General features: G+C 39.4%; 18 protein-coding genes. 2 read left to right on the top strand and 16 right to left on the bottom strand.

Annotation, left to right across the window (positions count from 1 at the left end):
• Position 1: 1 nt before the first annotated feature.
• Positions 2 to 841: a CheR family methyltransferase gene (locus tag AAH582_RS03850; RefSeq protein ID WP_231585263.1), complete on the bottom strand. Its 840-nt coding sequence runs from the start codon at positions 839 to 841 to the stop codon at positions 2 to 4.
• Complete coding sequence (locus tag AAH582_RS03855; RefSeq protein WP_343321257.1) at positions 829 to 4,254, bottom strand: response regulator; 3,426 nt, start codon at positions 4,252 to 4,254, stop codon at positions 829 to 831. Before AAH582_RS03855 ends, AAH582_RS03850 begins: the two co-directional genes overlap by 13 nt.
• A 928-nt stretch (positions 4,255 to 5,182) precedes the next feature.
• On the opposite strand from AAH582_RS03855, the gene AAH582_RS03860 reads away from it, so the two are divergent.
• Both AAH582_RS03860 and AAH582_RS03865 read left to right on the top strand, forming a co-directional pair.
• On the top strand, positions 5,183 to 5,701 hold the full coding sequence (locus AAH582_RS03860; protein WP_343321258.1) for a KdsC family phosphatase: 519 nt from the start codon (positions 5,183 to 5,185) through the stop codon (positions 5,699 to 5,701).
• Between the two features lie 2 nt (positions 5,702 to 5,703).
• Positions 5,704 to 6,282, top strand: coding sequence for a Maf family protein (locus AAH582_RS03865; RefSeq protein ID WP_046674078.1), 579 nt, complete (start codon positions 5,704 to 5,706; stop codon positions 6,280 to 6,282).
• Between the two features lie 54 nt (positions 6,283 to 6,336).
• On the opposite strand, the gene AAH582_RS03870 is transcribed toward AAH582_RS03865, so the two are convergent.
• The 14 genes from AAH582_RS03870 to AAH582_RS03935 form a co-directional block, all read right to left on the bottom strand.
• Positions 6,337 to 8,922, bottom strand: a complete 2,586-nt coding sequence (locus tag AAH582_RS03870; RefSeq protein WP_343321259.1) for a TonB-dependent receptor domain-containing protein — start codon at positions 8,920 to 8,922, stop codon at positions 6,337 to 6,339.
• Between the two features lie 262 nt (positions 8,923 to 9,184).
• Positions 9,185 to 9,784, bottom strand: a complete 600-nt coding sequence (locus AAH582_RS03875; protein WP_343321260.1) for an HYC_CC_PP family protein — start codon at positions 9,782 to 9,784, stop codon at positions 9,185 to 9,187.
• Between the two features lie 501 nt (positions 9,785 to 10,285).
• Positions 10,286 to 12,751 (bottom strand): phosphocholine-specific phospholipase C, encoded by a 2,466-nt coding sequence (locus AAH582_RS03880; protein WP_343321261.1) that lies wholly within the window; start codon positions 12,749 to 12,751, stop codon positions 10,286 to 10,288.
• A gap of 184 nt (positions 12,752 to 12,935) precedes the next feature.
• The gene (gene trpA, locus AAH582_RS03885; RefSeq protein WP_343321262.1) at positions 12,936 to 13,697 is read right to left on the bottom strand and encodes a tryptophan synthase subunit alpha; all 762 of its coding nucleotides are present in this window, start codon (positions 13,695 to 13,697) and stop codon (positions 12,936 to 12,938) included.
• 3 nt (positions 13,698 to 13,700) lie between these two features.
• Positions 13,701 to 14,885 (bottom strand): tryptophan synthase subunit beta, encoded by a 1,185-nt coding sequence (gene trpB / locus AAH582_RS03890; protein ID WP_070562076.1) that lies wholly within the window; start codon positions 14,883 to 14,885, stop codon positions 13,701 to 13,703.
• Positions 14,882 to 15,508 carry a phosphoribosylanthranilate isomerase gene (locus AAH582_RS03895; RefSeq protein WP_112373782.1) on the bottom strand — a complete coding sequence of 209 codons (627 nt, stop codon included), beginning with the start codon at positions 15,506 to 15,508 and terminating at the stop codon, positions 14,882 to 14,884. Before AAH582_RS03895 ends, trpB begins: the two co-directional genes overlap by 4 nt.
• A gap of 1 nt (position 15,509) precedes the next feature.
• Positions 15,510 to 16,499 carry an anthranilate phosphoribosyltransferase gene (gene trpD / locus AAH582_RS03900; RefSeq protein ID WP_070562080.1) on the bottom strand — a complete coding sequence of 330 codons (990 nt, stop codon included), beginning with the start codon at positions 16,497 to 16,499 and terminating at the stop codon, positions 15,510 to 15,512.
• Between the two features lie 361 nt (positions 16,500 to 16,860).
• Positions 16,861 to 17,328 carry a hypothetical protein gene (locus tag AAH582_RS03905; protein WP_146752998.1) on the bottom strand — a complete coding sequence of 156 codons (468 nt, stop codon included), beginning with the start codon at positions 17,326 to 17,328 and terminating at the stop codon, positions 16,861 to 16,863.
• A 151-nt stretch (positions 17,329 to 17,479) separates the two neighbouring features.
• Entirely contained in the window at positions 17,480 to 17,701 is a 222-nt protein-coding gene (locus tag AAH582_RS03910) for a DUF2795 domain-containing protein (protein WP_028072584.1), read from the bottom strand.
• Between the two features lie 122 nt (positions 17,702 to 17,823).
• Positions 17,824 to 18,582 (bottom strand): ABC transporter ATP-binding protein, encoded by a 759-nt coding sequence (locus tag AAH582_RS03915; RefSeq protein ID WP_070562268.1) that lies wholly within the window; start codon positions 18,580 to 18,582, stop codon positions 17,824 to 17,826.
• Positions 18,564 to 19,355 (bottom strand): lysophospholipid acyltransferase family protein, encoded by a 792-nt coding sequence (locus tag AAH582_RS03920; RefSeq protein ID WP_286710145.1) that lies wholly within the window; start codon positions 19,353 to 19,355, stop codon positions 18,564 to 18,566. The genes AAH582_RS03915 and AAH582_RS03920 overlap by 19 nt, the downstream gene beginning before the upstream one ends.
• A 66-nt stretch (positions 19,356 to 19,421) precedes the next feature.
• The gene (locus AAH582_RS03925) at positions 19,422 to 20,336 is read right to left on the bottom strand and encodes a molybdate ABC transporter substrate-binding protein (RefSeq protein WP_343321263.1); all 915 of its coding nucleotides are present in this window, start codon (positions 20,334 to 20,336) and stop codon (positions 19,422 to 19,424) included.
• A 4-nt stretch (positions 20,337 to 20,340) separates the two neighbouring features.
• Entirely contained in the window at positions 20,341 to 20,811 is a 471-nt protein-coding gene (locus AAH582_RS03930; protein WP_070562276.1) for a DsrE family protein, read from the bottom strand.
• A 31-nt stretch (positions 20,812 to 20,842) separates the two neighbouring features.
• Complete coding sequence (locus AAH582_RS03935; RefSeq protein WP_070562279.1) at positions 20,843 to 21,823, bottom strand: c-type cytochrome; 981 nt, start codon at positions 21,821 to 21,823, stop codon at positions 20,843 to 20,845.
• Positions 21,824 to 21,871: the final 48 nt, after the last annotated feature.

A 21,871-nucleotide genomic window follows, 5' to 3' on the forward strand; every position in this document is an offset into this window, starting at 1 on the left:
ACTACCCAATTTTTTGGTAAATATTCTGTTTTTTGTTTACGATCTTAAATTTAGCTGAGTCTTTATAGTTGATTAAAGATTCTTTCGCCCCCAAACATAAGAAGCCGAGATGGCATAGTGAATGATAGAATAAATCCAGGACTTTATTTTGCAATTCAGTATCAAAATAAATCAATACATTACGGCAGGTAATCAGTTGAAATTCATTAAAAACGCCATCGGACACCAAGCTATGCATGGAGAAAAGAACATTTTTCTTAAGGCTATTATTAATGGTAGCGGCATTGTACATCGCTGTATAATAATCCGACAAGGAGTTTTTTGGTTCTGTTTTAATAAAATTCTCCGAGTATTCTTTGACTTTTGCAAGCGCATAAATGCCGCGTTTTGCCTTTTCTAACACTTTGCTGTTAATATCGGTACCATAAATAAACGCACGTTGATATAGATTAGCTTCTTCTAATAAGATGGCTAACGAATAGACTTCTTCGCCTGTAGAACAACCTGCACTCCAAAGTTTAATATGTGGATAAGTTGCGAGGTAGGGAAATACATCGATTTTTACAGCTTTATAGAAATCCGGATCCCTAAACATTTCTGTCACATTGACAGTGATTTCCTGTAGAAAATAGGTGCTGAATCCGGGCTGATTGATCAAATTGGACTTTAACTCCTGCAGATTGAGCTTATTAAGTTCCATTATCCTATTCACACGTCTTTTTAGCGAAGCTCTTGTATAGCCCGACACATCATAACCATGGAGATTTTTGACTATATCAACAACTTCTTCCAACTCTTCAAAATTGATCATTGCTACTGTTTTATCGGTTAACTCAGCCATACGCGCATTAGGGATATCAATTTATCAACATCAATCGGTTTACTAATATAATCGTTTGCTCCAACAGCAATTGTTTTTTCCCGATCCCCTTTCATTGCTTTCGCTGTCACAGCAATAATAGGGAGATTTGCAAATTTCTTATTTGCCCTTATTTTTTCAATTGCTTCATAACCATCCATCACAGGCATCATGATATCCATTAAAACAAGGTCAATCTGTTCATTTCTTTCCAGAATATCTAATGCTTCCTGACCATTGTTGGCAATTTCAATGTTCATGTCATAGCTTTCAAACGCCGTGCTAAGCGCAAAAATATTCCGCATATCGTCATCTGCTAGCAGTACTGTTTTGGAGGCTAAATTGTTTTCAGCAATGACAGAAGCTCCTGAGTGATTAAACATATTGTATTCGCGCTTATTGCTGCGAATTTTATTTAAGAATAAATTCACTTCATCAATCAGACGATTATTTGATTTAGCAGACTTAAGGACCATCGCTTGGCTGTGATGCAAAATTTCGGAAGTCTGCTCTGTAGTAAGTTCCATTGCCGTATTGATGATAATGGGTAAATCCTTAAATTGATGATTTGATTTGATTTCATTCAAGAGTTCAATGCCTGATTTGTCAGGAAGGTTCAGGTCCATAATGATGCAGTCAAATAATTTTTCCTGATCCAAGAGATCGAGGGCCTGTTTTGCATTAAAAGCCTGAAATATCTGAATATGCTGTTCTTCTAAAGATTGTTTGATAAAATCGCTTTGAATTTCCTGATCTTCTACCAGCAGGATTCTTTTCAATGGATGACTGGTCGATGCTTTTATCTGTAAGAATGTTTCAGCCAAAGATTCTTCTGACACAGGTTTAGCCATAAACCCGATGGCTCCGGCAGAAATTGGTTCATCATGTAAAAATGTTCCTGCCGACATCATGTGCACGGGAATTTCCTTGGTGTTATCAATTTTTTTGAGGTTACGAAGCACTTCCCACCCATCCATTTTAGGCAACATAATATCTAAGATAATTGCGGCAGGTCGTAAATTTTGTGCTTTTTGTAAACCATCTTGCCCATCATAGCTGATATATACGTCATAGCCATTTTGTTCGGCGTAGTCTTTGAGAATATCTGCAAAAATAAAATCGTCCTCAATAATCAGCAGTTTATTGTGTTTTCCGTCGGTGTCGATCGACTTCGTTTTTTCTACTATAGGAGATTCATTCGGAACTTGCAGCGGTAGGTCACTTTCTTTTTTGGTCGATGTCATTTCCGGAATTTGAATTTCCTGTTCTAGCGGAATACTGAAGGTGAAGATACTACCTTCACCAACCTTACTGGATAAGGTTATTTTTCCTTTTAGTAATCCGGCAATTTCGCGACATATCGATAAGCCTAAACCAGTGCCACCATATTTACGGCTCGTTGAGCCGTCTTCCTGTTTAAAGGCATCGAAGATAAGCTCCTGTTTTTCAGGAGCGATCCCGATCCCATTATCTTTGACCGTAAAGTGAAGATTTCCTGCTTCAACTATTATTCCTAAAGAAACTTCGCCCTTTTCACCTGTAAATTTGAACGCATTCGATAATAAATTCTTGAGGACTTGTTGTATCCGATGTTCATCACCAATAAATTCCTCCGGTGCATTTACATTGACATCGAGCAAGAAGTGGATATTTTTCGAAGCTGCGGTATCACTAAAAAAATCTTTAATATAATTGACGAGGTAATTCGTGTTAATACGTTCTTTTTGTACCTCCACCTTTCCGGATTCAATTTTTGCCAGATCCAACAATTCGTTAATTAAATGGAGGAGATCAGATCCGGCGCTATGGATAACAGATGCATATTTTATTTGGTCCTCACTGAGGTTTTTCTTTTTGTTGTCCTGAAGTAATTTGGCAAGAATGAGAATACTATTAAGTGGAGTCCGCAATTCATGGCTCATATTGGCCATAAATTCAGATTTATATTTACTGGACAGTTCTACTTCCTCTATTTTTTGAGCGATGGCCTGACGGGCTTTTTCTAGATCTTCATTTTGTGCAAAGAGCAATTTTGCCTTCTCGTCCAGTTCATTATTGGTTTGGATAAGCTCTTCCTGCTGTACTCTAAGCTCTTCCTCAGAAGCCTCCAACAAATGTGTTTTATGGATTAATTCCTCATTGGTTGTTCTCAATTCTTCCTGTTGAGCCTCTAATTCCTCGGTTTGCTGTTGAAGTTCCTCATAAAGATCGGCAAGCTTTCCATGCGTTTGGGCTACTTTGATGATAACGGCAATGTTATCTTTTGCTTTATCCAAGAAGTTAAATCGCAGCTGCTCGTCCTTCGCATTGATTATGGGGCAACAGATCTCCATGATGCCGACACAATGATTTTCATAAGAGAAGGGAACGATATAAATTTCAGCTTCTAATCGATCTGATAACGAGGTTTCTAAGATAAGGTGCTTGTGGTCAATATCCTTAATTTTAACAACCTTATGGTTGTTTGCCACTTCGCCTAAAATACCATCATTTTCCTTAAACGTTCGTTTGATATACTGTGTTGAGGAAATACCAATTTTGTGGCAAAGCTGATACTCCTGATAGTTATCATCAAAAATATAAACAGTCCCACCTAACGCTTTTGTCGTGGACGCAATAGCATGTAAGCTTATTTCGGCAATTTTCTTGTCTGTATAATCACCGCGTAACTGTTCGTCGATATGATTGATAGCATTCAGAATCCAGTTGTCATTGTTGGTTTGGTCTTGCAAAAGCTGGAGTTGATCATTAGACTCCTGCTGGCTTCTTACAGTAGACCTCAGAAATCTAGAGATCGAGGAAATTTTGGCGAGAATATAGAAGAATCCGCTTAAGCCAATGGCGATGAAAAGGTAAGTAATGTACTGGGCCAGTTGCAGATCATTTCTGGATTTTTCTAAGAGTCTTGCACGCTGATCCAATAAATCTCTTGAAAGTAGATCGATCTCAGCTAATATAGCGGCCTTTCGTTCATGAATACGATGGGATTTAGAAAGCGTTTCTTGTGTATTCGCAATATCTTGATCAAAATCATAAAACGTCGCAACGTCTTTGCGGATAGTTTCGATGCTGTTAGGCGGTACATGGTAGAAATCATCTCTCAAACTTAAAGAACGTAGGAGTTCATCCGTTTTTCTTAATTCCAATTTGTAGGGAATAAATAACGAAGCATCTCTTTTATTCAGATAATCAAGTTTGGTGTCGTTTACTTCATCAACACTTGATTTAATTTCATTAATAATATTGAATCTATTTTCGGCAACTCGAACAATACTTCGTTCGTTATTTAAATTATGATGCAGCGATATGAAAAAATATAGGGCTGAAAGGAAGATAAGCGAAAAAGAAATGATCACTCCTATGGTAATTTGCTTTCTATAATTTTTTCGATCCATGTGAGAATGAGTTTATCGTTTACTTTTCTGTAGGTATTGTGTTTTGATGCTACCTGGGGAAAAAGATATATGTAAAATAACAAAAAAACTTGCTATTCCTAAAATAATCAAAAGTCAGTATAGAAACAAACCTATACACCAGTTAAGAATCCCCCAGTACGATCTATTTGCGCACAACATCGAATTTTTGTTGCGTAAGCGTAACTTAGGTCATTTTTTGTCTTTTAATTCCTAGTTGCGGCAAATTGAAATCAAATAGTAATCAAGTTTGGTTTTCTAACAGTACTTGTTCAGTGCTCGTTCAGTGATTGTTCAGTGCTTGTTCAGTGATCACTCAGTATGAACTGAATATTAAGTGACTAATCACTGTCTAATAATAGATGGAAAACTGTAAAAAGCTTTAAGGTGATATGAAGATCCGTCAGGCTGAACGTTATTCCGATTATTGATAATCGGATATCGTAACAATCATCAAATAGTAGAATCTATAAAATAGAAGAAGAAAAAATACTTATAAAAACAAAACCCTGATGATGGGCACCAGGGTTCGTTACTAACCAATTATAAACCTAAATTATGAAAAGACTCTTTAAGGGCTTCTAAACTAAATTAGTTGCCGTGTTGTGCCGTGAAAACTAAAAATGATTGTTTTTTAAATCTTATGCAAGCTTCAAGTAAATAACTCTTCTGACTGCTTGCTGTTAGTGTTTCATAGCGAGATAACCTTTAATTATCTTCTACAAAGATACGGTAAATATACAGTAGCATCCAAATATTTTTGAGAATAAGTTGCTAATACAACTATGTTGTGACACACAAATGATATTTTGGCTTATCTGAATAATTATCTGACAGTCTTGTCAATTAGATTAGTATCGCTACGCGAATTATTACTCGAAATCCCTTACTTTTACAAAAAAATATTTTTATGGTATTGACTGAATTTAAATCGATAAAAGCATTTGTATTGGATGTAGATGGTGTGTTGACTGATGGTACTGTGCAAGTTAATGAAGAAGGTCATCAGTTACGTACCTTTCATATAAAAGATGGCTATGCTATGCAGTTGGCGATCAAGAAAGGCTATCCGATTTTTATTATCACAGGTGGAGGTTCGAAGGGGGTCGAGCAGCGAATGAAAGGTTTAGGGATCAAAGAAGTGTATTCAAAAGTCACTGACAAGCTATCTAAAATGAAAGAACTTGCTTGCGAGTACAAGCTTGAATTAAATCAGTTGATGTACATCGGTGACGATATCCCTGATCTTAGCTGCATGAAATCCGTTGGGATAGCTGTTTCTCCGGCAGATGCCGTAGAAGAGATCAAGAAAATTTCACATTATGTGTCTGGTTTTTGTGGCGGAAAGGGAGTTGTACGTGAATTGATCGAAAAGGTCATGAAAGTACAAGGCAATTGGCATGTGGATGAAACAGTAAAAAGTGTATAGGGATGTTGAAAAATTTAGAAAATAGAACAATTATATTAGGATCACAATCTCCACGAAGAAAACAACTGTTAGCAGGACTTGGGCTGACATTTGAAGTCGACGTACGGGAAACGGCAGAATATGTGGATCCGAATTTGTCTGCAGCTGAGGTCGTTCGTCAAATTGCTATTTGTAAAGCGGAAGCATTTGCGGATAAAAAAGATTGTTTGGTTATCTGTGCCGATACTATTGTGGTATCGGATAAGGGCGAAATCTTAGGTAAGCCCAAAGATGAACAGGAAGCCAGAGAAACGCTAACAAACTTGTCTGGTCAGAAACATGTGGTGCTGACTGCTGTAGCGATCTCATGGGAGGGTAAGATGAGCACTTTTGTCGAGACGACAACTGTTTATTTTTACGAACTAGAGCTGGATGAAATCGATCATTATGTTACTCAGTTTTCGCCACTAGATAAAGCAGGTTCTTATGGAATACAGGAATGGATCGGCTTAATCGCCATAAAAAAGATAGAAGGGGAATACAATAATGTGGTCGGATTACCCACGGCAAAGCTTTATCAAGAATTGAAAAAATTAATGTAAAAAAAGCGGCTTTTGCCGCTTTTTTATTACTCTTTGATTTTTTTAGCTTAGTTGTTATTTGATGAAATAACGAACACCGGTATAGAACATGCGTCCTGTTAAAGGCCCCCATAGCATCGACGTATCAAAATAATTTCCGAAGGGTTGATCCGCGGCAAGGATTGGCATATTTTGGAAATAATTAGACAGATTTTCTCCGCCCACATACACGGTGAAGTTTTTCTCTTTCCCAAAAGTTTTGCTAATCTGCGCATTCATTGTCGCATAAGCCTTTGATGCTATAGGCATTTGATATTCAACGGGATTCTCTGCTGTTGATGGAATGCGTTTTTGTCCAACGACATTTAATGTATAATCTACACTCCAACCAGAATGGTGATTATAAGCTAGGTTGACAAAACCACGGTGCTTGGCCAATAGCGGTTTGGTCTTTCTGCCACTTTCAAAATCAGTTTGAACATCAAGTAAGCGATAGGCCAACCTAGTTTCAAAATGTGGTGCTGGCATCAAGCGAAATTCTGTTTGCAAACTATTGGAGAAAGATTTTCCACTCAAATTATAAAAATTGATCTCTCGGGGATTTTCGTAATCGACCACCACCTGATTAGAGAAGCTGTTATGGAAAAATTCAACTGATGCCGAAGCCTCACGTCCAAAGATCCGCATACTTTGGTCTATCGCTATTCCGCTATTCCAGGAGACTTCGGGTTGTAGGCCATAAGCCTTATCGTATATATTAGGCGATTGGATAACCAATTTTCTGCTACTAGCCAACACTGCCGTGTTCTCCGCAAATATATTTGCAGTACGTTGACCTCTTCCTGAGCTCGCTCGAACTGTTGTTCCCGAAAGCGGGGCATAACGTAAATGGATGCGTGGTGTTGTAAACCATCCATACAGGGAGTTGTAGTCTTGGCGAAGACCAATAATGGCATCAAATTTTTCTGATGGACTATAGGTATATTCTGCAAATGCTCCCGAAACCACTTCTTTCCTTTTGAAGTTTTGATCTTTTAAATACCACTCATTGTAATTGTCATAATTAATGGAGGCACCAACGCGATACTTGTGAGCGACTGTCCCGATAATATCTTGAAATAAAAGGTTAGCATATCCATTTTGTTGCTCCGAATCGTAGTTATTGAGCCCAAAATAGCTTTTTTGATTGTAGTTTGATCCTGCAAGCTGGAGACCTATGCTGCGGTGCTTATTTTCGGGGAACACATAACCAATTTTGGCAAAGCCTTCTACGCGTTCAATATCAAACCCTAAACCATAGCGATTCGTCGTCCCTTTATCTGTCTTTTCGTTAAAATCAATCTGCCCGCCTGTACGGTCATCATTAAGATATTTTACCCCAAATTGTACCATAAGTCCTTTTCCATTTTCATAAAACCAACGGTTGACACCGGAGAATAGATTGCCAACGGGTACATCTCTAAATCCATTGTGACTAAAGTTCATGGATTTATTGTACATGAAATTGTCGTGCAGGAGCACTGCAGTGGACCAATGCTGACCGATTTTTTGTGAAAGATTTAAGTTGACATCTGTACGTCCCATGTTGTTCGCATAGGCATTAAAAAACAATCTTTCTGAATTTTGAGGTTTCTTCAATTCGACGTTGATCTGTCCGGCCATGTTTTCGAAACCGTTGGCTACGGAACCTATACCCTTTGCGATTTGAATTGATTCAATCCATGTCCCTGCAATAGAATTTAAACCTAAAGGAGAAGCGAGCCCACGTGGCCCAGGTAAATTTTCAACGGTTAATTGGGTATAAATACCGCTAAGGCCTAGCATTTGAATCTGTTTACTGCCTGTTACTGCATCAGCACTGACGACATCGACGGAGGCATTGGTTTCGAAGCTCTCGCTTAAATCGCAGCACGCCGCTTTGAATAACTCTTTTCCGGTAAGAACTTCAAGCCGTGCAGGTGTCATACGGTCAATGTAATTTGAGCGTCGTGTACCTTTAACCTCGACTTCCATCAATACATTTCCCTTTGCTGTGATCATAATGACTTCATGAAGATCTTTGATGGTGATGGTGTCAGATTTCATTCCAACATAGCTTACAACCAATTTGTTGAATCCTTCTTTATGGTCCAATTTAAAAACACCATTTTCGTTTGTCCTTGTGTTTTTGGTCGGAAGGTTGGCCCAGTGTAAATTGGCGCCAATGATGGGTTTAAGATCTCCCTTTTCATTTTCTTCAACAACAACACCGGTAACAGTATGTGGATGATCATGGTTATCGGTCGTCACCGTTTTCTTTTCGGGTACTTTGCCATTTTCCAGTCGCGGATACATACAACACTCATGAAGTTTAGCATAGGATTCATCAGTGGCCACCAGGTTGTCGACATCATGACCAACCTGAGCAATATTTTTCTTGATTGCCTCTAACTGAACTTTTTGGGGGTTATATTTGATTTGCAATAGGTTGTCGCCTGCATTCCAAACGGCCGTTTCTACACCATGCATTTTCGCTGCGGTTTCAATACGTTTTTTACACATAGCGCAATTTCCGGCCACTGTAAGTGTGCGCGTACTGTCGGTCTGTGCCTGTACGAATGCCAGAAAAAATAAGGATAGAATGGTCGTTATATATATTTTTTTGAAAATTTGATTCATCATTTTAATTAAGAGTATTCGCTTCAACTAGCATTTAATTTTTACCTTCATGATATCGCGCAACCACATGCAAGGGGTACGGATGTTTTTTTAGTTCTAAAGTTCTATTACTGAATAATTTAAAACCCACTGTTTTTGTTCCGTGTCAAGCGACGGAAAGATCCATGTTGGGAATAACAGTCTGCTATTCTCGCGAAATATAATAACTATAGTGGACTTCGATCAATTCAAGAAAATGAACTGCGTTCAGTGGAAAGAGGTAATATTAAATTCGAAAATTTTGATTGAGAATAAAAACAGGAGGGCTCTGTCTATTGTAACTCGCAAAATCGGCATACTTTAGTTTAGAAAAATCGTCTTCCTCCCCAGAGAAATCATAATAATTAAGTATCCAATGAAGCGTAATTATTGCGGGAGAAAAAGTATTAAAATCAATATTTTGTGTCACCCGGTTAAAATGATCAACCTTTTGTGCTTCGATCTTAACATCTTTACAGCTTCCTGTTTCATGACAGTGTTTCTGCTGTTTTTTTGCAGACTTGGCACACAGAGGGCAGGCCATATTATGGCTTTCCGATAACGAGACACTTTGTGTTTCCCCTTGGCAAAAATGAAGATGCACTGAGGCACCACTTGCTGCGAGCAAATAGAAAAATAGGCCGATTAATAGTGCAATTTTCTTCATCGAAGCAAAAATAGAGAAAATATGTAATTTTTTTTTGTAATATTTTGGATAAATGTTATAACTTGTAGTAACAAATGAAAAACCAAAAATTACCAGAGTTATGTATGTATTATTTATCAATCCGGTCAGCTCGTACCTATTAGCTATCTTTTTGATTATTGGGGCAATATTATTGTACAAGGGATTCTACCATCTCGCTCGTCGTATACAGGAATAAAAGGATAGTCAGTCTTCTTGTAGTTTCGTTTTAGTAGCCTGCATGTGCTTTGCTGCTATTGAAGGTGTAACGCGTTCTAGTCGTTCATCTCGCTCGTCGTATACAGGAATAAAAGGATAATCAGTCTTCTTGTAGTGTCGTTTTAGTAGCCTGCATGTGCTTTGCTACTATTGAAGGTGTAACGCGTTCTAGTTGTTCATCTCGCTCGTCGTATACAGGAATAAAAGGATAATCAGTCTTCTTGTAGTGTCCTTTTAGTAACCTGCATGTGCTTTGCTGCTGCTATGGGGAACAACTGCTTGTCATTCAAGGTGAATCTTGAATCTTCGTGGAAATCATTATCAGTAGAATGAAGATTCGAAAACTGAAAGCAAGCTCCTAGCGTGTGGCCTATCTGACTGATGAGGACAAGGATACAATTGCACGGGGCTGCCCAATCTATTTGGACAGCCCATTCACTTTGTTTATCGGCTTAATAAGGGGTCACTTTTTCCCGAATTTCCAACCTCTATACGACCCGCATATCGTTCTTCAAAATTTAGAAAGCCAGTGCAGATGAGGCGAAAATCATACCAAAAGTTTTGCTTAGCCAAATCAAAATGTATCGTGATAGATTGTCCACCTTTAAGTTGCAGACTCCTTTTTTCTTTTCCATAGCTGATATCCTCAAAAACAAGTTGCTCGGTTGTCTTCCCATTGTTTGTACAGGAGAAAGACAAACGGCCAGTAAATGCTGATTCATTTTTATTTTTTTCATACATACAGCGGATCTTTACATATGGATTATCCGCGTCGCCTTTAAATTCCCGATAAAATCCGTTTGGCCCATGGATTTCAAAATGGTATATTCTTTTGTCGAAGGCATCTAGCGACCAATGGTCTGTTACATAATCTCCTGGAGAAACCGCATAATTTCTGGAGGTTCCAACTTCTCCTTTGTAGCTAGCAGCATGGTAAACTGTAAATGGTGAGCCCGCAGCATGCTTGCCAAAAATTTTATTTGACGCCTCAAATGTGATCAAGTAATCCCCCTTGGGTTCGTATTCGCCATGTACATAAAGTTCATAAGGAAGGATACATGAATCCCGAAGCCCTTTTTCCTGTTTTGGGAAATAGGGTGAACTGCCGGGGTCTTGCTCAATTTGTTTGATCTCCATTGCGCTAAGTGCTTTGAAGCCCATAGGAAGGCCTTTGAACTTGGCTTGATGAATCTCCTGGATAAAAGGCTCTCGTTCCAGCACAATAGGTTTGTTCATGGTTTCTCCATGATAGGGTCTAAATGCTGAAGTTAAGTCTCCACATACGGTACGTCGCCAACTGCTGATGTTGGTTTCTTTTATATTTTTATTGATTTTGTGATTAATAAACTTCTCCAGGAATTGTAAACTGGAGGTATGGTCAAACACTTGTGAATTGACCCAACCGCCTCTGGTCCACGGAGAAGCAATAATCATCGGCACACGATAGCCAAGACCGATATTGCTTTCTCTTCCGCTTTCAGGATAATATTGCTCATCGCGGCGTACAAATTCCAACGCAGGGTTTATTCCCTCGGATACTTTTCCACTTTCTGTATCATCAGGGTTTGGTGCTGTAAAGGGTGCAAAGTGATCGAAATACCCATCATTCTCATCATAGGTAAGTATAAAAATTGTCTTTTTCCAAACTTCTGGATTTTGGGTGAGAATGTCCATAATTTCGCTGACATACCATGCGCCGAACCAAGGAGAATCGGGGTGGTCAGAAAAAAGCTGGGGCGGAGCTAACCAAGATACGGTTGGAAGTTTACCCTCCTCAACATCTTTTCGGAATTGATACAGGACATCTCCTTTAGGGATCTGTAACTCGCGCTGTTGCCCCCCTTCTTGATAATGCATTGTTTCCAATTCCATATAATCTGGCTGCGCACTGTTGTTAACAAAGGCACGGCGATGAATATCTTTTGTCCGCTCGTCGAGCTTTTCAAAGTTCTCGGCTGTATATCGCTGTAATTCTTCTTGAATATGCTTGAGATTTTTCTTTAAATCTTCAAGTGCTTCGGCAGCTGGTGTTTCGCTAATTTTACGCTCGAGATCTTCTTTTTTTAGTGTCAGGAGCTGGCGATAGCGGGGATGATATTTGACCTGATATTGGGGGAAGTACTCCATCGGATTACAACCAAAATTGGCGAGCCAGCTGTTTGCCTCTCCACTATAACCAGCACTGCTTGAAGAAATTTCATTTTGATAGATTTTCCAGTCTACGCCTAATTCCGAAAGGCGTTCGGGAAAAGTGGTCCATGTTGCTTTCCCACTAAACTCGGAGTCTCCATTCCAAACTAAGGCTTTTCCTGTCAGATTTTCCCGGATATTGGCCGTCCAGAAATAAAGCCGGTTTGGATTCGTGCCGGTGATGCTCGAACAAAAGTGCTGATCGCAAATAGTGAAAGAGTCCGCTAGAGAATAGTAAAAAGGAATGTCTTCACGGGTATAATGTCCCATAGTCAACGGTAGATCGGCAAATTCTTTAAATCCAGAATGTTTTACATCCAACCATCTGTTCATTTTACCCTTATTCCTTGCGTCAGTTTGATCGGTCCAGTTGTGCGGAAGACAGCCCATCCAGGTAACTTTTGAATCTTTGATATCCAATCGGAAGGGGGCAAATGTTTCTCCGGATTTTTGCGTCTGAAACCATACTTTATTTCGATTGGGTTGACGGATAGCTCTTGGGTCATTGAAGCCTCTTACACCACGTAGTGTTCCAAAGGCATGATCAAATGAACGGTTTTCCTGCATTAATAAAACGACGTGCTCGGCATCATAAAAGGTGCTGCCCAATGCTGGATTAATAGCCATCGCCTTCGCAATAGCGGATGGAATAACATGGGAGAGAGATGCTCCCCCGGCAAGCATAGCCGCTTTCTTTAAAAAATCTCTTCGCGTATCCATGGTTATATCAGTATAGATTTGACTGGCCGCCTATTGCTTGGTGAATCAAGGCAGCATAGATATTCTCTTTGAAAAAATACATTTTCAAAAACCGTCTTAAAAATAAGAGTTCGATCCAAGAAAAAAGACTTTAGATCGAACTCTTATTAAAAAATTAATGCTATGCTAAATTTTAACTTGTAGATTAAGCTTTAATAGACGAGATAAATGCTGGGATTTGGTCGAGATAATCCGGTTCTTTTAACCGTTTTACAAATGCAGTACCTATAATGGCACCCGCCGTATGCTTGCTTGCTTTTTGAAAGGTCGGTTTATCGGAGATACCGAAGCCAACGATCAATGGATTTTTTAATTGGAGATCATGTATCCGCTTAAAGTAAGCTGCTGTATCGTCTCCAACATCAAGTGTTTTACCCGTCGTTGCATTGGAAGAAAGTAAATAAATAAAGCTCCTAGAAAGGCTGTCTATTTTTCTGACGCGTTCTTCAGAAGTCTGCGGTGTTACGATGAATATATTGGCGGTCCCATTTTTCTCGAACGTCTCTTTGTAAAGTTCTTCGTATTCATCCATGGGTAGGTCGGGTATAATGACACCATTAACGCCTACATTTTTACATGCTTCACAGAATCTTTCCACACCAAATTGAAGTACAGGATTAAAGTAGCCCATCAAAAATACGGGGATACTGACATGCTTACGCAGGTCATTCAACTGATTAAATAACTTTTCTACAGTCATACCATTTGCCAAGGCAATTTCAGAACTGTGCTGAATGACAGGTCCATCTGCCACTGGATCGGAATAAGGGAAACCGATTTCCAGAAAGTCCGCGCCGGCATCTTCCAATTTCTTTGCAATATGGATTGTGCTGTCCAATGTTGGATACCCAGCTGTAAAATATATCGATAAAAGGGGGGTACCTTCTTTTTTCTCAATTGTATTCATGCCTTAAAAATCAAAGTATTTCATATAATTATCTAGATCCTTGTCACCACGTCCAGAAAGACAGACAACGACAGTCTCATCGCCTTTAAAAGGTATTTTTTCCAGATAAGCCAGCGCATGAGAACTCTCAATAGCCGGTATGATACCTTCTAATCGCGTAAGCTCAAGACCTGCACGCATCGCTTCGTCGTCAGTTACGCTGACATAGTTACCTCTACCGGATTTGAATAACCAAGCGTGTTGGGGGCCAATACCAGGATAATCGAGTCCCGCCGATATGGAGTAAGGTTCGATGACCTGGCCATCCGCTGTTTGCATAAGTATAGATCGGCTTCCATGTAAAACTCCCTCTTTTCCTAATGCTGTTGTAGCAGCGGATTCGCCTGAATCAACACCGTGGCCAGCGGCCTCTACGGCATACAATTGAACCGATTCTTCATCGAGGTAATGATAGAACATACCTGCCGCATTGGAGCCTCCACCGACACAGGCCAATACAATATCTGGATTTTCTCTTCCTGTTTTTGTCAAGAGCTGTTTTTTCGTTTCGGCAGAAATAATAGACTGAAACCGGGCAACCATATCGGGATAAGGGTGCGGGCCCACAACAGAGCCAATGATATAATGGGTGTCAACGGGATTGTTGATCCAATCTCGCAAAGCCTCATTGGTAGCATCCTTTAATGTTTTGGAGCCTGAAGTTGCCGGAATAACTTCAGCACCCATCATTTTCATCCGTGCTACATTTGGAGCTTGACGTTGAATATCAACTTCTCCCATGTACACTGCACATTGTATACCTTTGAGCGCACAGACGGTCGCTGTGGCTACGCCATGCTGTCCTGCGCCTGTCTCCGCAATGATGCGCTTTTTGCCCAGGCGTTCCGCTAATAGAATTTGGCCAATGGTATTGTTGATTTTATGCGCTCCGGTATGGTTAAGATCCTCCCGTTTTAAGTAAATCGTAGTTCCATATTTTTCAGATAGACGCTTGGCATGATATAATGGAGAAGGACGTCCGACATAATCGCTGAGCAGTTGGTTAAATTCCTCCTGAAAGCTCTCTTCTTCGATAATTTTGAGATATTCTTCACGTAGCTCTTTCACATTTGGATAGAGCATCTCAGGGATATAGGCTCCTCCAAAGGGACCATAATATCCTTTTTCATTGACTTGATATATACTCATTTTTTAATTGTATTTATACTGTGGCTTAATAGCGCAATATCTTTTAAGCCGGGTTCTACTTCAAATTTTGAATTTAAATCCAGGGCATATAGTCGTGGATCATTTCTTTCTAGCGCTGTTTTGATATTTTCGGGATCTAAACCACCGCTGAGAAAATAGGGGGTAGTAAGTTTGTATTGGTCCAATAGGGACCAGTCAAATTGTACTCCTGTACCACCATAGGAACTACTTTTGGTATCAAATAAAAAGTAGTCCACAACTTTAGCGTAAGGATCAAGCTGTATCCAGTCAAAGTTTTGATCAACTCCGAAGGCTTTCAAGATGATAACCCCTGATTTTTCTTTCAATTCAAGACAGAATTCGACAGATTCATCGCCATGCAATTGAATTACATTTAGTTGGAATTCAGTTATTTTATCTAGAATTGCTGAGAGGCTAGCATTGACGAAAACGCCGACTTTGCTTAGGCCGTCAAGCTCCTTAATGTATGCGGAGGAGCTTTGACCAACATAACGTTTGGATTGATCATAAAATATAAATCCCATATAATCGATGCCCAAGGAAGCTACAGCGGTTATATTGTCGGGATATTTCATACCACAAACTTTTACTTTGACCGCCATTTTATTTTTTGATTAGTTTTTGGAAACTTCGTAAAGCTTTACCTCCCATCAATGAACCTTCTGCTTCATAAAAACAGTCGCCAAAAGATTTTTCGGGGTTAAAGGTCTTGATCGCAAATGCGGCATTGGTCAAAACAACATTGTTCTGCACATCTGTACCCTGATTGTTCAATATCGATAAGAATGTGTGGGCGGCATCCGCTATCGTTTCACCTCCTGTCAGCTCCTGGGCTGAGACAGGGGTGAAACCAAGCTCTTCCATGTTGTAGTAATTTTCCCCTTGGTTGTTGATTAACTTAAAATCACCGGTCATGGATATCTCGTCATAACCGTCCAAAGCATGAATAATGGAATATTGTTTGTTGGTGTTTTGGTATAAATAACCATATAGTCTTGCTAATTCTAAACTAAATACACCAACAGACTGAAATCTAGGATTGGAAGGATTTGTCAATGGCCCTAGCATGTTAAAGAAAGTCTTAACACCCAATGCACGACGTATCGGGGCAACAGTTTTCATTGCAGGGTGAAACAATGGTGCATGGAGAAAACAGATGTTGGCTTCATCAAGCTGGCGTTGTAGTTCAGCCTTATCGTTGCTGAATTGATAGCCTAAATATTCCATGACATTGGAAGAACCACAGCTCGAAGATACCCCGATATTACCGTGTTTTGCGACATGGTAACCAGCCCCAGCTGTGATAAAAGATGCTATTGTCGAGATATTAAAGGTATTTTTACCATCCCCACCTGTACCGCAAAGGTCAATTAAATCATAACCATCAAAATCCAGTTTGAGACATAAATCATACATCGCATCCCTAAACCCTCCAAGCTCTTCAACGCGAATGCTGCGCATACCATAAGCGGTCATAAATGCAGCAATTTGGTGGCTGTCATATTTGCCCATGGCAATGTTGGTTAGAATCTCGTAGGCCTCTTGCCGAGAAAATGTCTTGTATTCAAATAAATGCGCTAAAATTTCTTTCATGGTAATTTAAATAAAAAAAGGGCTTACCTTATTTAGGCAAGCCCATCATATCTTGACGTATTAATCAAATAATGCAATAGGAATTTGCCACAACGTTATTCGTTGTGCCACCACCAAGCTTTATTTGAGACAGTTGTTATCATTGTTGTTTTTATTAATACAAATATGGTTGATAGAATTATAAAATGCAAGTGTTTTTATTGAAAAATTTTTAAGAAAGCATCATTGGCTTAATATTGCTCACAAATATGCTGTAAAATAAAACCTGATAAGCGCGCGTTTATGTAAGCCTGAGCGTGATATTTAAGGGTTATAAGAGCAGGTATCTGATAAAATGGGGGCGATGAAAACAAGATGAAAATTAATAGAATACAAAATGGGCCTTATTGTTACCTTTAGAGACTAATGTAAAAGAAGCTATTTTTCTATCACGAATAACGGCAGCAAATACAAAACGCTTGAGGTATTTGACAAAGTAGACTTGTTGTGGATCAATACCTTCGAGATCGATATCACTTGTTTCTTTTCTTCCCGCTTGAGCAAAGCTAAGATATTCCAGTTGGTTGATATTCTTGCTCTGTACATTTATCCTGATTTCATCGATGCTTGCCAATAAGTATTCTTGCAGGTCTTCGTTTAGTTTTTTTGATGTGATTAGATCTTGACTTAGTATAATATCAGTAGCTAGACTAGGATCATGTAAACGTTGGACAAACCTTTTTAAAACAACAATATATTCATTAGATGTTTGTTGTTCCTGAGCAAATAAGCTTTGGCTGACCATACAGCTAATCAATAGGAACAACAATAGCTTTAATTTTATCTTCATATCTGTAAGACTTAGCTTCATCTAAATGGATTAAAACTAGGGAATAAAAAAACTCGGGAGCTAATCGGTATACACCATAGTGAGGTGTCTCCGAAAAGAGGGGGATGTTTTCAATAAAAAACGCCTTTATTAAAAAGGCGTTTTTTATTTTTTAGTATTCATCTTCATTGAAGAAGAAATCGTCTTTTGTTGGATAGTCGGGCCAAATTTCTTCGATATTTTCATATGGCTCACCATCGTCCTCAAGAGATTGTAAGTTTTCAATCACCTCAACAGGTGCACCCGAACGAATAGCGTAATCGATTAATTCATCTTTTGTTGCTGGCCATGGTGCATCTTCTAGATGCGAAGCTAATTCTAATGTCCAATACATATAAAAACAATTTAAGTTCTCTATTTTCGCAAAACTATGATTTAATTTAACTTAAGCAAGTAAATCACGTGTTATTTTTGTGGTTTTAATGTAAGTAGTTGATTTTTAACGTTATAATATTTTTAGATATTCTCAAAATCACTTCCCTTTTCGTTTAACGCATTAAGTCTTGGGGACACGGATTTAATATCAGGATTTGGATAATCATTTTCGATCAAGCCATCTCGCATGCGTACAATACGGTGTGCATGTAATGCGATATCCTCTTCATGAGTCACTAGGATAATGGTATTGCCCTTGGAGTGAATTTCTTCCAGTAGACCCATAATTTCAATAGACGTTTTGGTATCAAGGTTTCCTGTTGGCTCATCGGCAAGTATAATGGATGGATCGTTGATCAACGCTCTTGCAACAGCCACACGTTGTCGTTGTCCTCCTGAGAGCTCGTTCGGCCTATGATCCATACGATGTCCTAAGCCGACACTTTCCAATGCTGCAGTAGCTTTTTCCTCACGTTTAACTTTATTATAGCCCGCATAAATTAGGGGAAGTGCAACATTTTCAAGTGCTGTATTCTTTGGTAATAGGTTAAACGTTTGAAAGACAAAACCAATTTCTTTGTTTCTTACTTCGGCGAGTTCATCGTCAGTCATGTCACTCACATTAATCCCGTTGAGGATATATTCTCCCCGGCTAGGGGTATCCAAACAACCGAGAATGTTCATTAACGTGGACTTGCCTGATCCTGAAGGCCCCATTAAGGCAACAAATTCTCCTTTATGGATGTTGAGTGTAACGGAGCTTAAGGCATGAATTGTTTCTGCACCAATTTGGTACTCTCTGGCAATATCCTTGATTTCGATTAAGATCTTTCCTGACATATTTTTTGGAGGTTCTCTAGGTTATGAAAATACGATTTATTCTTCATAATCCAATAGGAATGCATTTTGTCATATACAACTTTTTCTAGTTCCGATGCATTATCATCGTTAAAATCTTTAGTCTCTATCGGCTTGAATACATGTATTTTAACTATTCCCGGCCGAGATCCTCTTTTCGAGCCGTCATCGAAAAAGATATCCCAGGCATTTTCAATAATAATTGGTACTGTGGGAACGTCATTCTGAATAGCAATTCGAAAGGCTCCGGATTTAAATGCGTGAATCTGTGGGGGGAAACCATCGTCGATTTTTCCTTCTGGGAAGATAACCACACTTCTTCCGCTTCGGACGAGTTCATTGGCACGTTGAAAAGCCTTGAAAGAAGATACTTTACTTCTTCTTGTGACCGGGATATCTATTGTTTTGAAAAAAATGCGTGTAACCGGGTTTTTAAGCAGGGAAGCTTTTCCAATAAATGAAAAAGGAGCGGGGCACAAGTAGGTGAGGGCTGTTATATCCAAGACCGAAGTATGATTGGGACACAATACCATGGAACGGTTCCAATCAATTTTTGATTCATAGCTCACCTTAAAAAATACACCAGCTAAGGCCGAACCACCAACTGATACCCAGCGTCGCATACGGGCGATCCGAGCATAATTTTTTTCAGGGCGGCGTGCCAGGAAATAGATATAAGGGAAAAACAGAAGAAAAACAAGTAGGACGCTGATAAAATACCAATACCGATGGAGTTTTTTGAGCAATAAGATCATACAAGTCGACTAATTTTGACCTAAAGTAAAGAAAGAAAATGGATAATTAATTATCCATTTTCTTTTTTAGTCTACTGTAAACCCATATTTCTTGTAAATATCCTTGGCTGTTGCAGAGTCCATGAATTTTAAGAAGTCATCTGCTGCCTGAGCATGCGGCGCAGTTTTAAGCTTTGCGGCAACGTAAGTTGCAGTCGTATTTTGGGCATCAGGAATGATGATTCCTTCGACAGGATGACCAATTAGTTTTTGGTAAACGACTTCAGATGACCATACCGGAGCAGCGTCTGCTTGTCCGTACAACACACGCATAGGGCTTTCGCGATGGTGGATCTTAGTCAGATAAGTGCTGCCGTCATTGACCTTATCTTCCATGATTTTTTTGACGAGTTGTTCGCCCCCGGCTTTTCTATAGGATGCTTTGATCTGCTCCCCAATTCCTTCCCATTGGGGATTAGGCATGCTGATACGAACTTTGTCATTCCCCAGATCATTCAATGTGCTGATATTAGCGGGATTTCCTTTTGGAACCATCAAACAGATATTGTTATAGCAATACACCTGCGTATGGCTAAAATAATCTGCCATTTCGTTGATCGCCCGTTTACTCGCCGTGTAAATATCGGGTTTATGCGTAATGCGTAGATTGCCTATCGTAATTGAACCGCCTTTAATCTGCTTGGCTAAAATGCCTGGTGGCAGTGTTTCAACAAAAATACGTTCGTATTGTGGGTATTCTTGTTTGAATGATGCGAGTAGATCATCGACGACCATAAATTGATTGCCAGCGAAAAAAACGGTAAGCTGCGGATTCTCGATATCACCATATAAATCTGGAATATTGTCTATTCCGGGTACCGTAAAATTTAGCGCCGATTCTGGTGGAGTATTCCAGGGCGGATCAAAACGATGTTCTTGTGCCTTAATTTCCTGGACACCCAATAATGCTATTGTTAGACCAAGCAGTAGAAAATTTCTCATTATACTATGGTTTAACGATAACCCAACCTTCATTTGCGCGTAAGATTAATTCACCATTTCCGCTAGGAACATAACCTATAAAATCAAATAGCTCTTCTTTGGCAATATGTTTCTCTTCCAACGTATTCAGGCATTGCGCTACGATAACGCCTTTCTCGACGAGATCTTTCAAGGGTTTCTCGTATTGGCTGTTCTTTTTTAGGTAGGCTTCGGTACCGCCAGAAAATGCAACCAGTTCAATTTGTAAACGTCCTTTTAATCGCGGGTCCTTCAAGACATTGTTAATATTGCGAATTGCTTTTTCAATTGTTTTTGGATCATTGCTGTCCAGTTGATAGATAGCTTTATACGCTTTTTTCTTCGCAACGGCACCGCTGTATTGATGGTTATCGAGCAACAATTTATTGTCCTGTGCTTTCGCTTGAATAGTCATTATCGCTAATAAAATACAAGCGATTGTAAATTGTTTTTTCATATTTATTATTGATTTAAAGGGGTATGTATGTTTAAAAATTAAAAGGTCCGAGTTTATGTTGTTCTATACTAATGTTATCGGCATAAGGTGGATAGGGGCTATCTTTGGGTTTTTTGCTTAGATTGGGATAGTCCAATTGCTTGTCTGTTTTTTGAGGTCTATCGAAAGAATTGATATATGCCGCCACATCATAGGCTTCGTCGTCTTTCAACTGAGGTGCATCATAAGTTGCGCCTAAAGGCATATTCGCTTTGATAAAACGGGCCGCGGTAAGCAATCGTGCCATCCCCGCGCCATCATTGTAGCTGTCTTTACCCCATAAGGGTGGATATTGATATCCTTTGCCAGCTGTTTGAGGCAGCCCCTGTCCATCTCGTCCATGACAACTGGCACATTTGTTCTCAAAGACCACTTGACCATGTTTCAGGTCCGCCGCACGGTTGGGAATATCCATTTTTATAAATCCTTGGCCTGCCAACCGACCTTTATTAACTGTATTCACGCTGATGTTCTTGATATAGGTGACGATAGCCCTCATTTCCTTGCTGTTTTCGGGAATAGCTCGACCATTCATACTCCGCTCAAAACAACCATTGATGCGCTCTTCAAGTGATTCAATCTTATTTTCTCGTCCAATATAGGTTGGAAAGACATTGGTGAGCCCGACGTAAGGAGCAGCAAAAGCCTTTGTGCCGCCATTAAGATGGCAGCTGCTACAGGCCAGCTTGTTTCCAATCTTGACTTCACCATCATAAAAATAATCGTATGTGTTTTTAATTAGCTTTTCACCATAACTGGCCATTTCACCTTCGGGGCTATCTTTGAAGGAGATTTCCTTAAATTGGGAAACGTGTGTAATAAGGGAGTCGTTGTGTATATCAATAGCATCTGCTCGGTTTTTCCGATTCTCATGTTTGAGTGGAAACACACATAAAGTTGTACAAGTAATGACCAATGCGACGATGATCCAGCTGAGTGCCTTTAAGTAATTTGTAAGTTTTTTATAATCCATTCCGCTAATTCATTTGTACAAATCTATGCGGCTCCAACCTGGAATTAA

It is taken from the genome of Sphingobacterium multivorum (assembly GCF_039511225.1).
Lineage (GTDB): Bacteria > Bacteroidota > Bacteroidia > Sphingobacteriales > Sphingobacteriaceae > Sphingobacterium.

Bases quoted from the DNA above. Each gene is read 5' to 3' on its own strand.
- AAH582_RS03850 (WP_231585263.1), bottom strand. From the start codon at position 841: ATGGCTGAGTTAACCGATAAAACAGTAGCAATGATCAATTTTGAAGAG.
- AAH582_RS03855 (WP_343321257.1), bottom strand. From the start codon at position 4,254: ATGGATCGAAAAAATTATAGAAAGCAAATTACCATAGGAGTGATCATT.
- AAH582_RS03860 (WP_343321258.1), top strand. From the start codon at position 5,183: ATGGTATTGACTGAATTTAAATCGATAAAAGCATTTGTATTGGATGTA.
- AAH582_RS03865 (WP_046674078.1), top strand. From the start codon at position 5,704: ATGTTGAAAAATTTAGAAAATAGAACAATTATATTAGGATCACAATCT.
- AAH582_RS03870 (WP_343321259.1), bottom strand. From the start codon at position 8,922: ATGATGAATCAAATTTTCAAAAAAATATATATAACGACCATTCTATCC.
- AAH582_RS03880 (WP_343321261.1), bottom strand. From the start codon at position 12,751: ATGGATACGCGAAGAGATTTTTTAAAGAAAGCGGCTATGCTTGCCGGG.
- trpA (WP_343321262.1), bottom strand. From the start codon at position 13,697: ATGAATACAATTGAGAAAAAAGAAGGTACCCCCCTTTTATCGATATAT.
- trpB (WP_070562076.1), bottom strand. From the start codon at position 14,885: ATGAGTATATATCAAGTCAATGAAAAAGGATATTATGGTCCCTTTGGA.
- AAH582_RS03895 (WP_112373782.1), bottom strand. From the start codon at position 15,508: ATGGCGGTCAAAGTAAAAGTTTGTGGTATGAAATATCCCGACAATATA.
- trpD (WP_070562080.1), bottom strand. From the start codon at position 16,499: ATGAAAGAAATTTTAGCGCATTTATTTGAATACAAGACATTTTCTCGG.
- AAH582_RS03905 (WP_146752998.1), bottom strand. From the start codon at position 17,328: ATGAAGATAAAATTAAAGCTATTGTTGTTCCTATTGATTAGCTGTATG.
- AAH582_RS03910 (WP_028072584.1), bottom strand. From the start codon at position 17,701: ATGTATTGGACATTAGAATTAGCTTCGCATCTAGAAGATGCACCATGG.
- AAH582_RS03915 (WP_070562268.1), bottom strand. From the start codon at position 18,582: ATGTCAGGAAAGATCTTAATCGAAATCAAGGATATTGCCAGAGAGTAC.
- AAH582_RS03920 (WP_286710145.1), bottom strand. From the start codon at position 19,355: ATGATCTTATTGCTCAAAAAACTCCATCGGTATTGGTATTTTATCAGC.
- AAH582_RS03925 (WP_343321263.1), bottom strand. From the start codon at position 20,336: ATGAGAAATTTTCTACTGCTTGGTCTAACAATAGCATTATTGGGTGTC.
- AAH582_RS03930 (WP_070562276.1), bottom strand. From the start codon at position 20,811: ATGAAAAAACAATTTACAATCGCTTGTATTTTATTAGCGATAATGACT.
- AAH582_RS03935 (WP_070562279.1), bottom strand. From the start codon at position 21,823: ATGGATTATAAAAAACTTACAAATTACTTAAAGGCACTCAGCTGGATC.